The organism is uncultured Aquimarina sp. (assembly GCF_947492115.1).
Lineage (GTDB): Bacteria > Bacteroidota > Bacteroidia > Flavobacteriales > Flavobacteriaceae > Aquimarina.
Genome location: NZ_CANLMM010000002.1, coordinates 725,521 through 742,942, shown reverse-complemented (window position 1 = coordinate 742,942; position 17,422 = coordinate 725,521). Strand labels below are relative to the sequence as shown.

Below are 17,422 nucleotides of genomic sequence, written 5' to 3'. Positions count from 1 at the left end.
TAATTAATCCTTTAGTTTAACTTCCATATCACTTCCGCTTATCCCCAGCACCTTTATCAAAGGCAATCAAATTAAACAGTTCTCGCATTCTGCTACGAACTCGATTGCCATAGCGTTCTTCCAATTCTTCAGCATTTAAGTTGGTGGTTGCGTGAGTTTTGATTTTGTGTTTGGTATCGAGATAAAGTTCATATCTGGATAATAGTACTTCGCCCATTACGTTCAAGTCTTTTCCATAAAACCGTCCAGCCGGTTCAACGCCCAAATCGTCAAAGCAATAGAATTTAGTATTGCCGTATTCTTCAACAGTTTTAAAGCCAAGGTGGTTAAAACCAAAAGTTACATTCCGGCAAGGAATCATTTCGTAAGGACGTTGCATTGGAACTATGTGGCGTAGTAATTTCATAAGGCTGGTTTTACCACACCCAACAGGTCCGGAAAGTAAAATACCTTTGTCAATGTCAATACCGTAGGTAGCACAGTTCTCTTTATCCTTAATGAAGTATGAACAAAGTTTAAGCAGTATGTTTTTGTCTTCTTCATAGATTCTGAATTTCTTGCCAAACAATAGTTTTCCTTTTGCATTCAGGTAAATCAAAATTTTTGGAAAGTCATAGACAACGCTTTTGCCGTCAAACTTTCCCAGCGAATATTCCACGCCACCTTCGGTAATTTTAGAGGGGTTGTCCATAATCTTTGTTTTTAGTGGTTCGCAAGTTGTCCTTGATTTGGGACGCTTGTTTTTTATTTGACGCGTTTTTCTCGTCAAATAATTCTGTTCTGTCCATCCAATTCGTGGCTAGAGCCCGCCAATCACGAATTGCCTTACCATCGCTAGTTTGCCAGTTCCTAGTTTCATAGTGCTCGTAGAATTTTTTTCCTTCATCGGCATTAAAACCTTTTTCAATAAAAAAATCAATTACGGCCTGCCAGCCCTTTGGTTGTTTAGTACAGTTTTCTTGTTTGATATTGTTTGTAGTAGATACCAATGCTTGTCCACCTATGGGACGGTGTGGGTCTACAGCCTGTCCATTTATGGGATGGTACTGTCCCACAACTGGTTCACGTATGGGATAGTACTGTTCCGCAAGCTGTTCTAATGTGGGATTGTACCGTCCCACATCTGGTTCATCACTCGTCCCAATAATGGACATCTTGATTTTACTGCCCTTGTATGGATTATTAGATGGGAAATAGGATAGATAAAGCCACGCGTCCAAATCCGTAACACAACGATGGTAAGTGGATTTTGAGCCTATTTTAGCACAACGCATCAAATCTCTACGGTTTACATAAAATTCATCCGCAAAGCGACTGCTGTTCCATTCTTGGAACAGCGCCATATACAGACTGATATGGGTAGGATTTAGGCGGTCATCAAAATAGAACTTTTCAAAAGCCGCATTAAGTAGCTTTATATAGTTCATTACTTAAGAATTTGAACCGTGCTTTACTCGGTTGGCGGTCATTATATTCTGAATTTCCTCGGCATCGTAGTAGATAATACCGCCTACTTTGGTATAGGGCAAAGTGCCATTGATACGAAGATTTTGCAAAGTGCCTGGACTGACTTGTAACAAGTCCATAACCTCTGAAGATTTGAGATATCTTTTGAGTTTTCCAGTAGCTTGTTTGGATAATAGTTTTTTGATGTCATCGAGTAATTCCATCTTGAATTCCCGAAGGTCGTCTGTTGTAATAATACTTGTCGGCATAATAGAACGGTTTTAAAGAAAGAGGCTATCGCATCGCTATCAACTAATTTGATAGCCCCTGACCTGATTTGACTTTCGTTCTACAAATTTGAACAGCTTTAATGGATTTTATTCCCCAGTACGACCGTACTACGGTCAAAATTTAACATTTTGAAATTTGATTAGTTTTAGGGTGTTTTGAGGTGCTTGCACTATTAATTGAACTTTAAATTGTACCAAAATTTATGGAAAAGAGGATGGGAATATAATTACCGTAGGTCAACCGTAGTACGGTCTTATTTTAGCAGATAAAAGGATAGGTAAATGAGAATGGTTAGCGACTATTCCTCGCTTTTATCCATTTCTGAAAGAAGGGAAGCAATCAGCTGGTCAAGGAACAATGTTCGGCTGTTTTTACGATTCTTGATGTCTTGAAAGGTTTTGTAGATGTCTTTGGGTTCAAAATCAAATATCTGTTGCAACTTTCTAGAAAGTTGCATAATACTTTTATTGTCCTGCTTCCCGAGACCTTTTGCGCATAGTGCGTAGAGCAGCTCAACCCAATCTGTATTTGTGAATGGCCAAATAATTTTTTCAGTAGGTTTTATATTCACACTAAAACCATTCAATCTATTTTTAATAGAATGTTTCTTTTGGGCCATATAATTAATAAGGGAAGTATAGGCCTTGAACTTTCCTAAAAGCATATCTCTTGGCGTACAAAAATCAGGGTCTTGAAAATAGAATTTAGAAGTAGTGATATGATACTTATCGAGATGGTCTCTTGTGTAATATGTCTTATCAAAATGGGTTGCCCCAGATTTTACGTATTGGCCAAAGTCAAGGTTATAAAGAAAAAAGCGATTTAGTTTACCAATCTTCTTTTTTATAAATTTTAGTTGGGCAGCTCTATCAGCTTTAGGAAATTGAATTTCAAAAGAATGAATCTCTGAGAAGTATATAAGTTTAATTAATGGTACTTGTTTTATTTTTTTAAAGAAATCAATTTCATCATCAATACTTTTAAAATCATTAGCCAAAATATTTCTTTTAAAAACGGTAAGCAAATTTCTACTTAACTCGATGGAACGATAGGATAGTTCCAAAATCGGAAGATTTTCGAGCCTTATCCCGTCTAATTCTACGAGAAGATTTTCGCCTAGTGATTCTAAATCCATTTATAGCCATAAATACAGTTAAGCACCAACATTATTGTGGGCGGTCTTAGTTTGGATGGGTTGTTAGTGGTTGTTAGAATTCTTTAGTTGCGAATGTGTGGGACAGGTACTTGAAAGTAGAAGTTTTTACGACAAAGGGCGGCCAAAGAACAACTGAAATGTAATAACATAATTTTGAAAGAAGGGTATTTTATTCCGTAGATATGTACGGAATAAACCGTATTTTCCTACGGTAATTGTTATAGTATCAAGAACAACGCTACTTCGCCTTTTTTCGATATCGACTAATGAATTGTCTTCTATTTTTTACACCAGTTTTTTTATAGATATTAGAAGCGTGTTTAGAGACAGTACTTTCAGCAATGAATAAATCTTTGGCTATTTGTTTGTAACTAAGATTACTCAGAATAGATAAGGTAATTTCTATTTCCCTTCGTGTCAAGTTTTCGTAGATTATTTTCGTTTCTGCCGAGTTAATTGCCTGTTCCTTGCTCATTGCAAATACTTCATACATTTTGGTCTTGTTTTCCAAAAAATACAAATGTCGGTCTATTTCAATAATGGTTATAGCATAAAAAGCAGCATTCATAACAGTAAAAGTCAACCATTGAAAATCCCCGATTAAGGTTAATATAGGTAACAATGCAATACTTGTCACACTAATCATTGATAACCTATTACGACGTAGGATGTATTCATTTGGATTGTTTGGATGGGAAATTCTTTCATAAAACATACCTAAAAACACAAAGGCAAGAACAGAAATAGGTATGGTAAAAAGTAACCTTGAAGCGTCTAAGGAATAGGTAAAAAAGTATGGAATTAAAAATAGTATAATAAAACTTCCAGAAGACAAAATCGCTAAATTTCTAATAGAAGAATTGTACTTTAATACAATGATATCATATTCTTTATAGAGGTAGTAAACTATATAAACACATAGAGCTATGGCAACGCCATAAGTTATAATGTACTGAATAATGAGAGGACCAGGAAAGTTCTTAATTGGCAAAAATCCACCTGTTAGATTATAGGTAATAAATAAAATACCCAAAGATAAAAATCGTTTATAACCACTTGAATCTTTTCGAGTTGAGTAGTAAAGTGTAAACAATACAATGACCGTATCTAATAAAAGATAGAAAAAAGTAGTCCAATGTATTGATGTTCCAAACATTTATCTTTTTCATCTCTGCTCAAATTTGTTGGTTTCTAAATTTTTTGTGACATTCTTCCAATGAAATATAGTGCCATTCATAGCCACATATACATCTGGTTTTAGAAATTGTACTGAGCATATTGCATAACCTAAATTAAAAGGGGCATCCGTGCCATAAGATGAACCTAGAACGAATGAGCCAACCAAGACTATCGTTTTATTTAGGTTAAGTTTTCCGATATATTTTGCGGTATCTTCCATAGTGAAAGTACCGTGGGTAACTATTATTTTTTTCGCGCTCGTAGCTTTGATTTTATCAACCAAAAGCCTACGGTCATCGTCTGTAATAAAGCGACTATCTTTATTGAGGACATTCTCTATTGAATAGGAAAATGAAACATTTGCCGACCTAAAAAAATCCTCAATCGAGATTTTATTTTCTTGAGTCTGATTCTTTTCTGAATCATAGTCCAGCCCCTCAATTGTACCACCTGTTGTAATTATATGTATCATAAAATAGGACTTGTTGTGACCTATAAATATAATGGTTATTATTTGCAATGTACTTTCATTCAGCACATCACGATTTACAGGTATTCTAAGAATCTTGCCATTTCATTTTCTGCAACCGTACTGCATTGAGGATTGCAAGCAACGCCACACCAACATCAGCAAAAACAGCTTCCCACATTGTGGCAAGTCCACCTGCACCCAAAATGAGAACTATAAATTTTACACCGAATGCCAAGGCAATATTTTGCCAAACAATTCTTCGGGTAGAACGACCAATTTTTATTGCTCGTGCAATCTTGCTCGGTTGGTCGGTCTGTATAATGACATCTGCAGTCTCGATAGCAACATCGCTGCCCAAACCGCCCATTGCTATACCTACATCACTTACAGCTAATACTGGCGCATCGTTAATGCCATCGCCTATGAATGCTACTTTCGAATCAGGTTGTCTTTTGAGTTCTTCGACTTCATTCAGTTTATCTTCGGGTAATAGGTCACCTTTTGCCCAATCGATTTTTAATTCTTTAGCTATCTGTTGGGTTATGGAATCCTTATCACCAGAAAGCATTATTACTTTAGAAATCCCAGAATCCCTGATTTGTTTTATCGCTTGGTGGGCATCTTCCTTCAGTTCATCGGCAATGGTAACGTAGCCCGCAAATTTTCTGTCGATGGCTACCATTACGATTGATTCCACAATATCATTGGTTGCAGACGGAACTTCGATGCCATTTGATGTCATCAACGCTTTATTACCTATCAAAACAGTTTTTTCATTGACCGTTCCTTTTAGGCCTTTTCCTGCAACCTCATAGACATTTGAGGCCTCTAAATCTGCGCCCTCGGCTTTATATTCCAATATAGCCTTGGCAATGGGATGGGTGGATTGTTCTTCCATTGCCATCAAGTATTTCATAAATTCCGCTTCCGAGAAACCAGAACTATTTACAACTTCCTTAATCTTAAAAACACCCTTGGTTACGGTTCCAGTTTTGTCCATTACCACTGTATTTACTTTAGTCATTGCATCCAAGAAGGACGCACCCTTGAATAGTATGCCATTGCGGGATGCAGCCCCCAATCCACCAAAATAACCTAGAGGAATAGAAATGACCAATGCACAGGGGCACGAAATAACCAAGAAAATTAAAGCTCGGTACAGCCAATCCCGAAACACGTAGTTATCTACAAAGAAATAGGGTAGAAACGTCAGGCCGATAGCGAGGAAAACCACAATTGGTGTATATACCCGTGCAAACTTCCTTATAAATAATTCTGTCTTCGATTTACGTGCGGTAGCATTCTGTACCATATCGAGAATACGGGAAATGGAACTGTCCTTAAACTCTTTGGTGGTCTCTATTTCTATAACACCATTGAGATTGATACTTCCTGCAAACACTTTATCACCCTTTGCGATGGTATCGGGTTTGCTTTCGCCCGTCAAAGCAGCGGTATTGAATGAACCTTTTTCTGAAAGTAAAATACCGTCTAATGGCACTTTTTCACCTACGCGTACCTGAATTTTTTCACCTATTTGAACGATTTCAGGTTTAACTGAAATAAAATTGGCATCACGATACACCAAAGCTTCATTTGGGCGTACATCTAATAAAGCTTTGATACTATCCTTAGAACTTTTTACGGCTGCGGCTTGGAACAGTTCACCTACTGCATAAAACAACATTACAGCCACACCTTCTGGATACTCACCAATGGCAAACGCACCCAAAGTGGCAATGGACATCAAGAAAAATTCCGTAAAAAAATCGCCTTTTTTGATGCTTTCCCAACCTTCCTTAATAACAGGAAAACCGACAGGAATGTAAGCAACTACATACCAAATTATTCGTGCCCAACCCTTGAAGAAGGGGAACATATCAAAGTAATCGAAAGCGATACCTGCAATCAGCATTACAAAACTGAAAATGGCAGGACGATAGGCCTTCAAATTTAAGCTGTTTTGAGAATTACCGTGATTATGACCATCATCGTGTGTATGTTCGCTTGAATGCTTTTGCATTTCAATGTCTCTTAGATTGAGTTTTTTCTTTTTCATAATTTTTGCAATTTCGCTCTATTTTCAATGCAACGGAAGTGCATTTATTGCCCGCTACACTTATCACAGATACCTTTGAGTACTAAATTTGCATTCTCTGCTACGTACCCATCGGGCAAGTTAATATGTGGTATCTTTTGCTCGGTCAGGCAAACGGTCTCATCACAATTATTGCAATGAAAATGTAGGTGTAAATCCTGTTCGAGTTCACAGTTGCAGCCCGGTTCACAAAGCGCATATTTTGAAATACCCGTGCCATCATCTATTTGATGTACGATACTTTTTTCTTCAAACTTTTTGACGGTTCTGTATAGGGTAGTCCTGTCAGCTTTCTCGAAAGCGTTTTCGATATCAGTCAATGCAGCTGCGGCATCCTTTTCTACAAGATATTTATAAATTAGGATGCGCATAGCCGTTGGGCGTAATCCTTTGTTTTTCAATGTTTGTTCTATTTCGCTCATTATTTTGTGTTTTTTATCAATGTCCTTCTTCTTCGGATTCGCCCTTTTTCATTTCCGCCATCAAATAGTATGCATTGTTATAGGCATATTTCGTATTCGATTCTTGGTCGGTAAGAAAATTAACTACAATCCATTCGCCATCTTGAATACCTTTTGTGATTTCCACAGGAACAAAGTTCCAGTTTTTATCTTCATTTTCGACCACAAAAACATAAGACCTATCACCATCTTTTGCAATAGCACTTTCTGGCAATGCGGTTGTCATATCGTTGTTTGTCAGAATACGTCCTTTTATATACATTCCAGGTATTAGATTGCCTTCCTTGTTCTCAATTTCTGCGTGAACGTGCAATGCCTTGGGGTTTTGTTCAAAGGTTTTACTGATGGAATAAATTTCAGCCGTCAGTTCCTTTCCGGGAACAGATTGCACTTTGAACAAAACTTTCTGCCCTTTTTTTACTTTGTAAACATCCTTTTCAAAAACCATTAAGTCCGCGTGCACGTGGTGGGTATTCACAATTTCAAACAGGTCAGTCTGAGGTTCTACGTACTGTCCTGTTTTAACTTCTACTTTTTGAACAAACCCTTCGATGGGACTTCGTAAAGCCACACGCTGATAAATTGTACCATTTCTCACACCAGATGCGCTAACGTTCAATTGTAGCAGTTGTGCTTCAAGTCCACTCGCCATACTTCGGGAAGCCTGATATTCCGCTTCCGCCTTTTGAAAATTGGCACCGCTGCTTACGCCAGCATCGTATAAAGTTTTTTGTCTTTCAAATTCCTTTTTAAGAAATTGACTATTAGTATATGCGTTGAGATAATCCGTTTGTTTTTGAATGATGTTGGGATGTGAGAGATAGGCAACGGTTTGGCCTTTATTGACCTTATCACCCTCGATAACCTCGATAGAAACCACATTTGCACCTACAACTGAAGTAATAGTTGCTTCATTCTGTGGTGGAACTTCCAGTTGTCCGTTTGCTTCTATATATCCGCTCATATTGCGCATTCGCAAAGTATCAACTTTCATTTGTAGCACATCAAATTGTTTGTTTGTGAGCATTACTTCTTCAGCTTCGCCTTCTGAGTGCGCTTTTTCCATTTCGGAATTTCCCTCTTTGTTATTGGCTGTCTCGGATTTAGAGTCGCCACAAGCCGTTAGACCTAAGAGCATCATAAATAGTCCGATAACTGTATATTTAGATAAATTTTTCATTTGTTATTTTTTGAAATATTGTAATTCGAAAACTGATTTTAAGTAATTGTCAAGAGCATCTAATGCATCTATTTCGGTCTGTATGGCATCACGTATGATTTGCGTGAATGCTGCATAGTCTACCGCCCCTTCCTTATAGGCAAGCAGTGCACCTTTGCGTTGTTCTTCTGCAAGTGGCAATGCCTTATCTCTATAAAAATGCCAAGATACTTTCCATTTTTGATAGGCTTGTATTGCTTGCTGATATCCAGATTGCAGTTGTCGCTGAGTAAAATCGGCATTTGCTTTTGCGATTTCGCTATCTATTTTAGCGGCTTTTGCTTGGCTACGTTCTGAACCAGAAAATAGCGGAACAGAAATCCCTGCCTGATAGCTGTAAAATCCACTATTGCCATTTACCCGTTGAAGTCCACCCTGCAAATTGAAATTGGGTAATAAATCGGCACGCGCTGAATCATAGTTAGCTTCCGCTTCGGAAATACGTTTTTGAGAAAGTACTAGTTCGGGATGGTTGCCTAAATCCGTGTCCATTCCTAATATTGAAACCTCACTTTCATTCAATGTTTCAGGAACAGAATAATAGATATCCGTTAACAACCATAGATTGAGTTTTTGCAAGGCAATGGCGTAATCGCTTTCTACCTGTTGTAATTTGTTATTAATTTGCAAGGCCTGATTTGTAGCTGATGAATATTCCAATTTTGAAATGGCTTCTACATCAAAGTTCAATTGGATAGCCTTTTCAAATTGAGAATAAATAGAATCCAGTTCACGGTAGAGTTCAAATTTCTGCCTTTGCTGATATGCTTGTGACCAAGCCCTTTTTACTTCTTGTTCTACTTGAAGTTCAGAAAGGTCGAGAGCTGTTTCGGCCAAAGCGATACGCTGTTTTTGCAAACGCTTTTTTGCACCGATACCGAATAGGTTGATATTCTGTTGCCCCAAACCAACCAAAGTGTAAATACCCTGACCATCCGATATTTCTTCACCACCCGTAAAAACCTGGGTCTTACCAAAATCGTAAGCCGTACCCTTGAGAGAATTTTGTCTTTGAATTTCCAACTGTTTCGTTTTTAATAGCGGATAGTTTTCCTTTGAAATTTCAACTGCTCTTTCTAATGAAATTTCAGGCAGTGTATCGCTCTGTTGAACTTGTTGTGCTTTTACAAAAGTGGATGTAAACAGCAAGCAGACCACCGCAGTTGCGGTCACCAATTTTGGATTAAACTTTGCTTTGTGTTCCGAACGTCTTTCTACCCATTGGTAAAAAATTGGAAGGATAAAGAGCGTCAAGAGCGTGGAAGTTATCAATCCGCCAATGACTACAGTTGCCAAAGGTCGCTGTACTTCAGCCCCTGCTGAAGCTGAAATCGCCATAGGAAGAAAACCTAAAATATCAGTAAATGCTGTGAGCATTATAGGGCGTACCCTGCGTTTTGTACCTTCAATAATTCGGTCTTTAAGATTAGTTACACCTTCCTCTTTTAACTCGTTCAGTCCGCTAATCATTACCAACCCGTTCAAAACAGCAACACCAAAAAGCACAATAAAACCAACCCCTGCGGATATGCTAAAAGGCATATCCCGAAGCCATAGGGCGAACACACCACCAATGGTTGCCATTGGGATGGCTAGATAAATCATCAAGGTCTGTGGAAAGGATTTTAAGGCGAAATAAATCAATATGAATATGAGCAGTAAGGCAATGGGAACGACCGTTTTCAATCGCTCGCTCGCTCGTTCCAGATTTTCAAATGCACCACCATATCGGATAAAATACCCTGGTGGCAAATCAAGGTTTGCGTCAAGTTTGTCTTTAATCTCGTTAACTAGGGATTCTACATCGCGCCCACGTACATTTACACCTACATAGGTTCTACGGTTGGTATTGTCTCGACTTATCTGCATCGGTCCGGGAGTATACTCAATATCTGCAAGTTCCTGAAGAGGTATCTGTGTACCACTCGGCAGATTAACATACAGATTTCTAATGTCGCTGATATCAGTTCGGTTCTGCTCGTCGAGCCTTACAACCAAATCGAAACGTTTTTCACCCTCAAAAATGACCCCTGCATAACCGCCAGCGAAAGCGGATTGTACTATGGTATTGAGTTGGTCGATACTCACCCCATATTGTGCGAGCTTGTTACGATTATATTTAATGGTCATCTGTGGCAATCCTGAGGTAGCTTCAGCCCTCATATCGCCGATACCAGGGGTACCTGCAATGATTTTAGTAATTTCTTCTGCTTTTGCGGACAACACGTCGATATCTTCACCGTAAATTTTAATCGCCACATCTTCACGGATACCTTCTAACAATTCGTTAAACCTCATTTCGATAGGTTGGGTAAACTCATAATTGACACCAGGTATAATACTTACTGCTTCCTTAATCTTATCAATAAGTTCATCCTTGCTCTCGGCGGATGTCCATTCATCTTGAGGCTTTAGAATAACAAATACATCCGCAAAGTCCATAGGCATAGGGTCAGTGGGTACTTCGGCAACACCTATACGACTTACTATTTTATCCACTTCTGGAAATTCGGCCTTTACGATACGTTCTATCTTGGTGGTGGTTTCAATGGTTTCACTTAACGAGCTTCCGGGTTTAAGAATGGCGTGAAATGCAATATCACCTTCATCTAGTTGTGGAATAAACTCACCACCCATTTTAGTAAACATAAATACGGCAAAGGCAAATATTGCAACTGCAATCCCCACTATCCATTTTCCTTGGTTCAGTGTTTTTATCAAAAGCGGTTCATACTTGTCCTGTACCCATTGCACAAAACGGTCGCCCCACGATTTTTTTTCGGTTTTGGGCGGTTTCAGTAGCAAGGCAGACATCATTGGCACATACGTAAGGCAAAGAAACATAGCGCCTATCATTGCAAAAATAAACGTGAGCGCCATTGGCCGGAACATCTTACCCTCAATCCCTTCCAATGCTAGAATGGGTAAGAATACGATAAGGATAATTAACTGTCCGAAGAAGGCTGCATTCATCATTTTTTTGGATGCATTTGCGGCAATATCATCACGCTTTTCCTTGTTCAACGTCTTCTTTTTAAGGACGTAGCTTCCCATTAAAAATACACTGGCTTCAACAATGATAACCGCCCCATCTACTATGATACCAAAATCTATAGCACCTAAACTCATAAGGTTTGCCCACACATCAAAAACGTTCATAAGAATAAATGCGAACAATAGTGAAAGCGGTATAGTAGAAGCTACAATAAATCCGCCACGCCAGTTTCCCAACAAGAAAACCAATACAAAAATTACGATGAGTGCACCTTCCATTAGATTGTTGCGCACAGTTCCTGTGGTTTCACTTATGAGCTTACTTCTGTCCAGTAATGGTTGAATAATCACACCTTCGGGCAGTGATTTCTGTATTTCGTCCATCCTATCTTTAACACGAACAATAACTTCGTTTGAGTTTGCCCCTTTAAGCATCATTACCAGACCGCCTACGACTTCACCTTCACCATCCTGTGTTAATGCCCCATAGCGAACAGCAGAACCAAAACGTACATTGGCAACATCGCTTACGGTAATAGGAATCCCGTTTTCGTTTTTAATAACAATTTTTTTAATGTCATCAAGACTACGAACCAGACCTTCGCCACGAATGAAGTTAGCCTGATGGTTCTTCTCAATGTAAGCGCCCCCAGTATTTTTATTATTCGTTTCCAATGCTACGAATACATCGGCAATTGTAAGTCCAATGGCTTTTAGTTCATTCGGGTCTACAGCAACCTCATATTGTTTTATTTTTCCACCAATAGCATTGATTTCCACAACGCCAGGTACCATTGCCATTTGCCGCTGTACAATCCAATCTTGCATTGTACGTAAATCGGCCAAGGAATATTTATCCCGAAATTCAGGATTTACTTTCAAGGTGTATTGATATACTTCCCCCAAGCCTGTCGAAATAGGTCCGATAGAAGGTTGCCCAAGCCCTTCAGGAATCTGTTCGCGTACTTCTGTTAGTTTTTCGGAAACAAGTTGACGCGGTAGGTAAGTTCCCATATCATCATCAAAAACGATGGTTACTACGGAAAGCCCAAAACGAGAAATTGAGCGAATTTCCTTGACGCTAGGCAGATTGCTCATTGCTAGCTCTATTGGGTAGGTTACGAATTGCTCAATATCTTCTGTTCCCAGATTGGGCGATTGTGTGATGACCTGTACTTGATTGTTTGTAATATCTGGTACGGCATCAATAGGAACTTGGGTCATACTATATATTCCCGCACCAATTAAGACAAGCGTGAGTAGACCGATAATAAATTTATTATTGATTGAAAAATCAATGATTCTGTTAATCATATTTAAGGGTATTAATTCAGTTGAACTACAACGGTACACTTTCGCGCAAGCGAAGTGTGCACTAATTATGTTTCCAAAAAGGGAACACATTAAAGCAGGATATAACTATCCTATACATAACTGAATTATACCTGTGGAGGCTGAAAAAGAGAATGAGAAAAGTCTTTACCTAAACTATCAAAGTGAGTAAAGTTTTCTTGTGGTATCGCTGGTTGAAGTGGCTCAAAATGAGTTATACCAAAATCTAACGTATGCACGTGGCAGCAATGACAATGACAGAAAGGCGAACATAATTCACAGTCTTGGTCGTGTTCACCATCAAAATCAAATACTGAAGTAATTTGGGAATCATCTTTAACGTTCCCTACATCGCTACAAGGCACTATATTTAGTGCCAAAAAGTAAATTGATAATATGAATGTGAAATATTTCAAGTTACAAAGATAAATTTTTTTTCGTGCAACTGAGTTGCAAAAGTGAGTTACATTATTGTACAGAATCAATCACGCTTCCACACGTTAGCATTTGTTCGCCGTAATAGGGGTTACTAATTTCCTTATCCGCACTCATCCAAAATGCCCCTTTGTTGTTATTCGCCATAGGACATTTTTGAATGTATACCTGCTGTTGTAGACCTTCTATGGTCTTAATAATCGGCACAAAATTCTGATTGAGTTCAACAAAATGAATTCGTTGGTTTTCTATATCATTATTTTCAGAAATTGACGATAGCATTTGTTTGATTTTTATGAAATGAGTTTTTTCCATTTTCCCTAACTCAGATTCTGGAACCAATTGTATTTCTTGCAACATCGCTCTTGAAAAAGTGGAAACAGCTGAAACATCGCTATCCACAAAAGCGTCTTTCATTTTTAAATAAGGCTCAAGACTTTTTATGAAAACCTCTTTGACGACTTTTTGAAATTTCATTTTCATAGTTGAAGTAACATTGCTTTTATTTTCTGTGCCATTTTGTATTCCTAAATGACCTTCGTGACCCGTCATTGTTTTTCCGCCTGATTTGTTCATCATTGATTTTTTGCCTTGTAATTGAGCAGCTGCATCTACCGTGAACGTTCCATTGGTAACTATTTCATCGCCTTCTTGTAATCCAGATACCACTGTAAAAGTGTCACCAACGCGATTACCAAGTGTTATTTCTTGCATTTCAAAAACGGGTTCATTAGGATTGGTCTTTTTGTAAACCAGTGAACGCTCGCCTGTCCACATTACTGCGCTTGCAGGAATTTGAAGACTGGCTTTGGCCTTATTTGATGCGCTCTGAACTTTACCTTTTACAAACATCCCTGGCTTAAAAATTCCTTTGTTGTTTCTTAAGTTGGCTCGTACTACTACAGTTCTTGTCTGGGTATTCAAAACGGGGTCTATGAAAGAAACCGTAGCATCAAATACCGTATTGGGATAAGCATTGGTTGTAACCTTGATTTTTTGTCCTTTCTTGAATTCTGAAATTTGATGTTCATAGGCATCAAATTCTGCCCAGACGGAATTTAGATTACTCACTTTAACGATGGGTTGCCCTTGCTTAACGTAATCGCCTTCAGAGGCTATTTTTTCTGATACCGTGCCGCTAACGGTTGCGTATATAGGAAAGTTTTCTCTAACTTTTCTTGATTCCTCAATACCATTGATTTGGCTTTCCGAAAGCTTCCAAAGTTTTAGTTTGTTCCGTACCGCTTTGTATAGTGAGGGTTGTGATTCTTTGAGCGAAGCTGCGGTAATCAATTCCTGTTGAGCTGCTACCAAATTAGGGGCATAAATGGTGGCTAATAATTGCCCTTTTCTAACTTCCTGACCTTCAAAATTGACATTAAGTCGTTCAATCCTACCATCAAAATAGCTGGCTTGAATGGCGTTTTCTTCCTCATTCATTTTGATTTTCCCTGAAAGGGAAATCATATTCTCGCTATCTGCCATTGCATTGCCTACAATAGTTGTTTGAACATTTGCCAATGCCATTGCATTTTTGGTCATTTTTATTTCGTTCATTGCTAGACCATCCGCACTTGATTCTGCTGGAATTAAATCCATTCCGCATATAGGGCAATCGCCTGGTTCTGGTTGCATAATTTGTGGATGCATAGAACACGTCCACATTTGTTCAGCACTTTCGCCTGAATGGTCGTGTGTTTCGAGTGTATCAGCCTTGTTATCGTTGGTTGAATTCCCAAATATTAGCCAGCCACCAAGCAGTCCTGCAAGAACTGCAATACCTAAGTATAAAATGTTTTTATTCATAATTTTTCGATTTTAAGTAAATATCTAATCAATTTTTTTGGAACGTAATCTCAGGGCATTGACTATCACTGATACAGAACTAAAACTCATCGCTAAGGCAGCTATCATCGGCGAAAGCAGAATTCCGAAGAACGGATAAAGTAACCCCGCTGCAACGGGTATTCCCAAGGTGTTATAAATAAGCGCAAAGAATAAGTTTTGCTTTATATTCTTCATCACAACATCACTGAGATTCCTTGCTTTGACTATACCGTGCAAATCACCTTTAACCAACGTAATAGCAGCACTTTCTATAGCTACATCAGTTCCTGTTCCCATTGCGATACCCACATCGCTTTTTGCTAAAGCAGGGGCATCATTGATACCATCGCCTGCCATTGCCACCACGTTACCATTTTTCTGTAATTTTTCGACTTCCTGCAACTTATTTTCTGGTAGCATTCCTGCTTGAAAATCTGCAAGATTCAGTTCTGTAGCAACAGCTTGTGCGGTATCGTGATTATCGCCCGTAAGCATTATTACCGCAATGCCTTTTTCCTGTAGTTCTTTGATAGCCTTCGCGCTTGTTTTCTTGATTTTATCACCTATAACAACATAACCTTCCACGCTTTCATCAATTGCCAGATACGAGACTGTTTTACCTTGTTTTTGATAGTTCTGGGCTTCATTTTCCATCATTTCAGAAAGCTTAGCATTGGCATATTCCATCATTTTGGAATTACCGAGTGCAATCTTTTTTCCATTCACATTGCCTTCAACACCTTTACCAGTAACAGCGTTGAACCCATCCGCTTTTAGAAATTCGGTTTTTTGTTCCCTGCCATATTTGACCGTGGCTTCTGCCAAGGGGTGTTCACTCTGGCTGTTCAAGGAAACGATATATTGTAATACTTCGCTTTGGCTAAAGTTTTTGTCATCAAAAGAACCCGCTTTTTCCACCGTAGGTTTTCCTTCAGTTATCGTTCCAGTCTTATCGACAATAAGCGTATCTACCTTGTCCATTTTTTCAAGAGCCTCTGCATTTTTGATAAGCACCCCATTTTGCGCGCCTTTACCAACACCCACCATAACAGACATAGGCGTGGCAAGTCCCAAAGCACAAGGACAAGCGATTATTAATACGGCAATGGCATTGACCAAAGCATAAACATAGGTTGGTTCTGGTCCCCATATCGCCCAAACACCAAAGGTTATCAAAGCGATTATTACCACAACTGGAACAAAATATCCAGATACCGTATCTGCTAGTTTTTGGATGGGTGCACGGCTACGACTGGCATCGTTGACCATTTGGATAATCTGGGAAAGCAAGGTATCCGACCCTACTTTTTCAGCTTTCATTAGGAAAGATTGATTGCCATTTATCGTTCCACTACTCACTTTGTCTTCTACGGCTTTATTAACTGGAATCGGTTCGCCTGTAATCATTGATTCATCTACCGAAGTTTCACCTTCAACGATTACCCCATCTACTGGAATTTTATCCCCAGGTTTTACACGAAGTATATCCCCAAGTTCAATTTTGTCAATAGCTACTTCAATCTCTTCACCATCAACGACCTTAATGGCTTTATTGGGTGCGAGTTTTAAAAGTTCCTTTACTGCGGAATTGGTCTTACTGTGTGCACGAGCTTCTAAAACCTGTCCGAGAAGAACCAATGTTAGAATAACCGTAGCTGCTTCAAAATAAACGTGAACAGTATCAGCCGCGGTCTTAAACTGGTCTGGAAAAACATCAGGAAATATCATCCCAAATACACTAAATAACCACGCCACACCTGCACCAATACCTATTAGCGTAAACATATTGAGGTTCCAAGTCTTAATACTTATATAGGCTCTTTCAAAAAACATCCAAGTAGCATAAAATACTACTGGAATTGATAATGCGAACTGAATCCAATTCCAATATTTCTGTTCCAATATATTGTACAATGGGTTATTGGCCAATACTTCGCTCATTGCGATTAAGAAAATTGGTAACGTAAATGCAGTTGAAATCCAAAACTTCTTTAGTAGCTTTTTATAGGTCTTTTCTTCCGCAGAAAGGTCTGGTTGCATCGGCACTAAATCCATTCCGCATATAGGACAAGCGCCAGCTTCGTCTTTCACAATCTCTGGGTGCATTGGACACGTCCATTGCTCACTTGAAGTAGATAAACTTTGTTCTTCAACCAAATCCATTCCACAAACAGGGCAGTCACCTGGCTTGTCATAGGTCTTATCGCCTTCGCAATGCATCGGGCAGTAGAACGTTCCCGTTCCTTGCCCTTTTGCTGCTTTCTCTTTTTTATCTACAACCTTATGATGTTCGCCTAGAGTCTGAATACTGTACGAACCACCATCTTGCTTCAAAGCTTCCTGAAACTTCTCGATGGGAATATGGGATTCCATTTCGATGACCGCTTCAGCTTTTTCCAAATCTACGGATACGTTAGTCACACCTTCCACATTGGAAAGTGTTTTATCGACGTGAGTTTTGCAACCGTTGCAGGTCATTCCGTGGATGTGATAGGTGTGTTTCATTTGCTAT

Annotated in this window: 13 protein-coding genes; all 13 read right to left on the bottom strand. The window is 38.9% G+C overall.

The features are described 5' to 3' along the window. Positions 1 to 28: 28 nt before the first annotated feature. Positions 29 to 691 carry an ATPase gene (locus Q1A73_RS08440; protein WP_299604148.1) on the bottom strand — a complete coding sequence of 221 codons (663 nt, stop codon included), beginning with the start codon at positions 689 to 691 and terminating at the stop codon, positions 29 to 31. Beyond that, positions 675 to 1,427: a hypothetical protein gene (locus tag Q1A73_RS08435; protein ID WP_299604146.1), complete on the bottom strand. Its 753-nt coding sequence runs from the start codon at positions 1,425 to 1,427 to the stop codon at positions 675 to 677. Before Q1A73_RS08435 ends, Q1A73_RS08440 begins: the two co-directional genes overlap by 17 nt. 3 nt (positions 1,428 to 1,430) lie before the next feature. Then, positions 1,431 to 1,715: a helix-turn-helix domain-containing protein gene (locus tag Q1A73_RS08430; RefSeq protein ID WP_299604144.1), complete on the bottom strand. Its 285-nt coding sequence runs from the start codon at positions 1,713 to 1,715 to the stop codon at positions 1,431 to 1,433. A gap of 320 nt (positions 1,716 to 2,035) precedes the next feature. After that, the gene (locus Q1A73_RS08425; RefSeq protein ID WP_213829568.1) at positions 2,036 to 2,872 is read right to left on the bottom strand and encodes an RteC domain-containing protein; all 837 of its coding nucleotides are present in this window, start codon (positions 2,870 to 2,872) and stop codon (positions 2,036 to 2,038) included. Positions 2,873 to 3,131: 259 nt separating this feature from the next. Continuing rightward, entirely contained in the window at positions 3,132 to 4,049 is a 918-nt protein-coding gene (locus tag Q1A73_RS08420) for a LuxR C-terminal-related transcriptional regulator (RefSeq protein ID WP_213829567.1), read from the bottom strand. Between the two features lie 9 nt (positions 4,050 to 4,058). Then, the gene (locus Q1A73_RS08415) at positions 4,059 to 4,544 is read right to left on the bottom strand and encodes an asparaginase domain-containing protein (protein WP_213829566.1); all 486 of its coding nucleotides are present in this window, start codon (positions 4,542 to 4,544) and stop codon (positions 4,059 to 4,061) included. An 85-nt stretch (positions 4,545 to 4,629) separates the two neighbouring features. Further along, entirely contained in the window at positions 4,630 to 6,603 is a 1,974-nt protein-coding gene (locus tag Q1A73_RS08410) for a heavy metal translocating P-type ATPase (protein WP_281987781.1), read from the bottom strand. Positions 6,604 to 6,647: 44 nt separating this feature from the next. Beyond that, positions 6,648 to 7,064 carry a transcriptional repressor gene (locus Q1A73_RS08405; RefSeq protein ID WP_281987779.1) on the bottom strand — a complete coding sequence of 139 codons (417 nt, stop codon included), beginning with the start codon at positions 7,062 to 7,064 and terminating at the stop codon, positions 6,648 to 6,650. A gap of 16 nt (positions 7,065 to 7,080) precedes the next feature. Continuing rightward, positions 7,081 to 8,283: an efflux RND transporter periplasmic adaptor subunit gene (locus Q1A73_RS08400; protein WP_299604137.1), complete on the bottom strand. Its 1,203-nt coding sequence runs from the start codon at positions 8,281 to 8,283 to the stop codon at positions 7,081 to 7,083. 3 nt (positions 8,284 to 8,286) lie between these two features. Further along, a complete protein-coding gene (locus Q1A73_RS08395; protein WP_281987776.1) occupies positions 8,287 to 12,630 on the bottom strand; it encodes a CusA/CzcA family heavy metal efflux RND transporter in 4,344 nt (1,447 codons plus the stop codon). A 125-nt stretch (positions 12,631 to 12,755) separates the two neighbouring features. Next, positions 12,756 to 13,064, bottom strand: coding sequence for a DUF6660 family protein (locus Q1A73_RS08390; RefSeq protein WP_313790040.1), 309 nt, complete (start codon positions 13,062 to 13,064; stop codon positions 12,756 to 12,758). Between the two features lie 52 nt (positions 13,065 to 13,116). Beyond that, positions 13,117 to 14,889 carry an efflux RND transporter periplasmic adaptor subunit gene (locus Q1A73_RS08385; RefSeq protein ID WP_299604133.1) on the bottom strand — a complete coding sequence of 591 codons (1,773 nt, stop codon included), beginning with the start codon at positions 14,887 to 14,889 and terminating at the stop codon, positions 13,117 to 13,119. A gap of 24 nt (positions 14,890 to 14,913) precedes the next feature. Further along, complete coding sequence (locus tag Q1A73_RS08380) at positions 14,914 to 17,415, bottom strand: heavy metal translocating P-type ATPase (protein ID WP_281987772.1); 2,502 nt, start codon at positions 17,413 to 17,415, stop codon at positions 14,914 to 14,916. Positions 17,416 to 17,422 lie beyond the last annotated feature (7 nt).

Excerpts from the sequence above, each read along its gene's own strand:
- Q1A73_RS08440 (WP_299604148.1), bottom strand. The coding sequence starts at position 691 with ATGGACAACCCCTCTAAAATTACCGAAGGTGGCGTGGAATATTCGCTG.
- Q1A73_RS08435 (WP_299604146.1), bottom strand. The coding sequence starts at position 1,427 with ATGAACTATATAAAGCTACTTAATGCGGCTTTTGAAAAGTTCTATTTT.
- Q1A73_RS08430 (WP_299604144.1), bottom strand. The coding sequence starts at position 1,715 with ATGCCGACAAGTATTATTACAACAGACGACCTTCGGGAATTCAAGATG.
- Q1A73_RS08425 (WP_213829568.1), bottom strand. The coding sequence starts at position 2,872 with ATGGATTTAGAATCACTAGGCGAAAATCTTCTCGTAGAATTAGACGGG.
- Q1A73_RS08420 (WP_213829567.1), bottom strand. The coding sequence starts at position 4,049 with ATGTTTGGAACATCAATACATTGGACTACTTTTTTCTATCTTTTATTA.
- Q1A73_RS08415 (WP_213829566.1), bottom strand. The coding sequence starts at position 4,544 with ATGATACATATAATTACAACAGGTGGTACAATTGAGGGGCTGGACTAT.
- Q1A73_RS08410 (WP_281987781.1), bottom strand. The coding sequence starts at position 6,603 with ATGAAAAAGAAAAAACTCAATCTAAGAGACATTGAAATGCAAAAGCAT.
- Q1A73_RS08405 (WP_281987779.1), bottom strand. The coding sequence starts at position 7,064 with ATGAGCGAAATAGAACAAACATTGAAAAACAAAGGATTACGCCCAACG.
- Q1A73_RS08400 (WP_299604137.1), bottom strand. The coding sequence starts at position 8,283 with ATGAAAAATTTATCTAAATATACAGTTATCGGACTATTTATGATGCTC.
- Q1A73_RS08395 (WP_281987776.1), bottom strand. The coding sequence starts at position 12,630 with ATGATTAACAGAATCATTGATTTTTCAATCAATAATAAATTTATTATC.
- Q1A73_RS08385 (WP_299604133.1), bottom strand. The coding sequence starts at position 14,889 with ATGAATAAAAACATTTTATACTTAGGTATTGCAGTTCTTGCAGGACTG.
- Q1A73_RS08380 (WP_281987772.1), bottom strand. The coding sequence starts at position 17,415 with ATGAAACACACCTATCACATCCACGGAATGACCTGCAACGGTTGCAAA.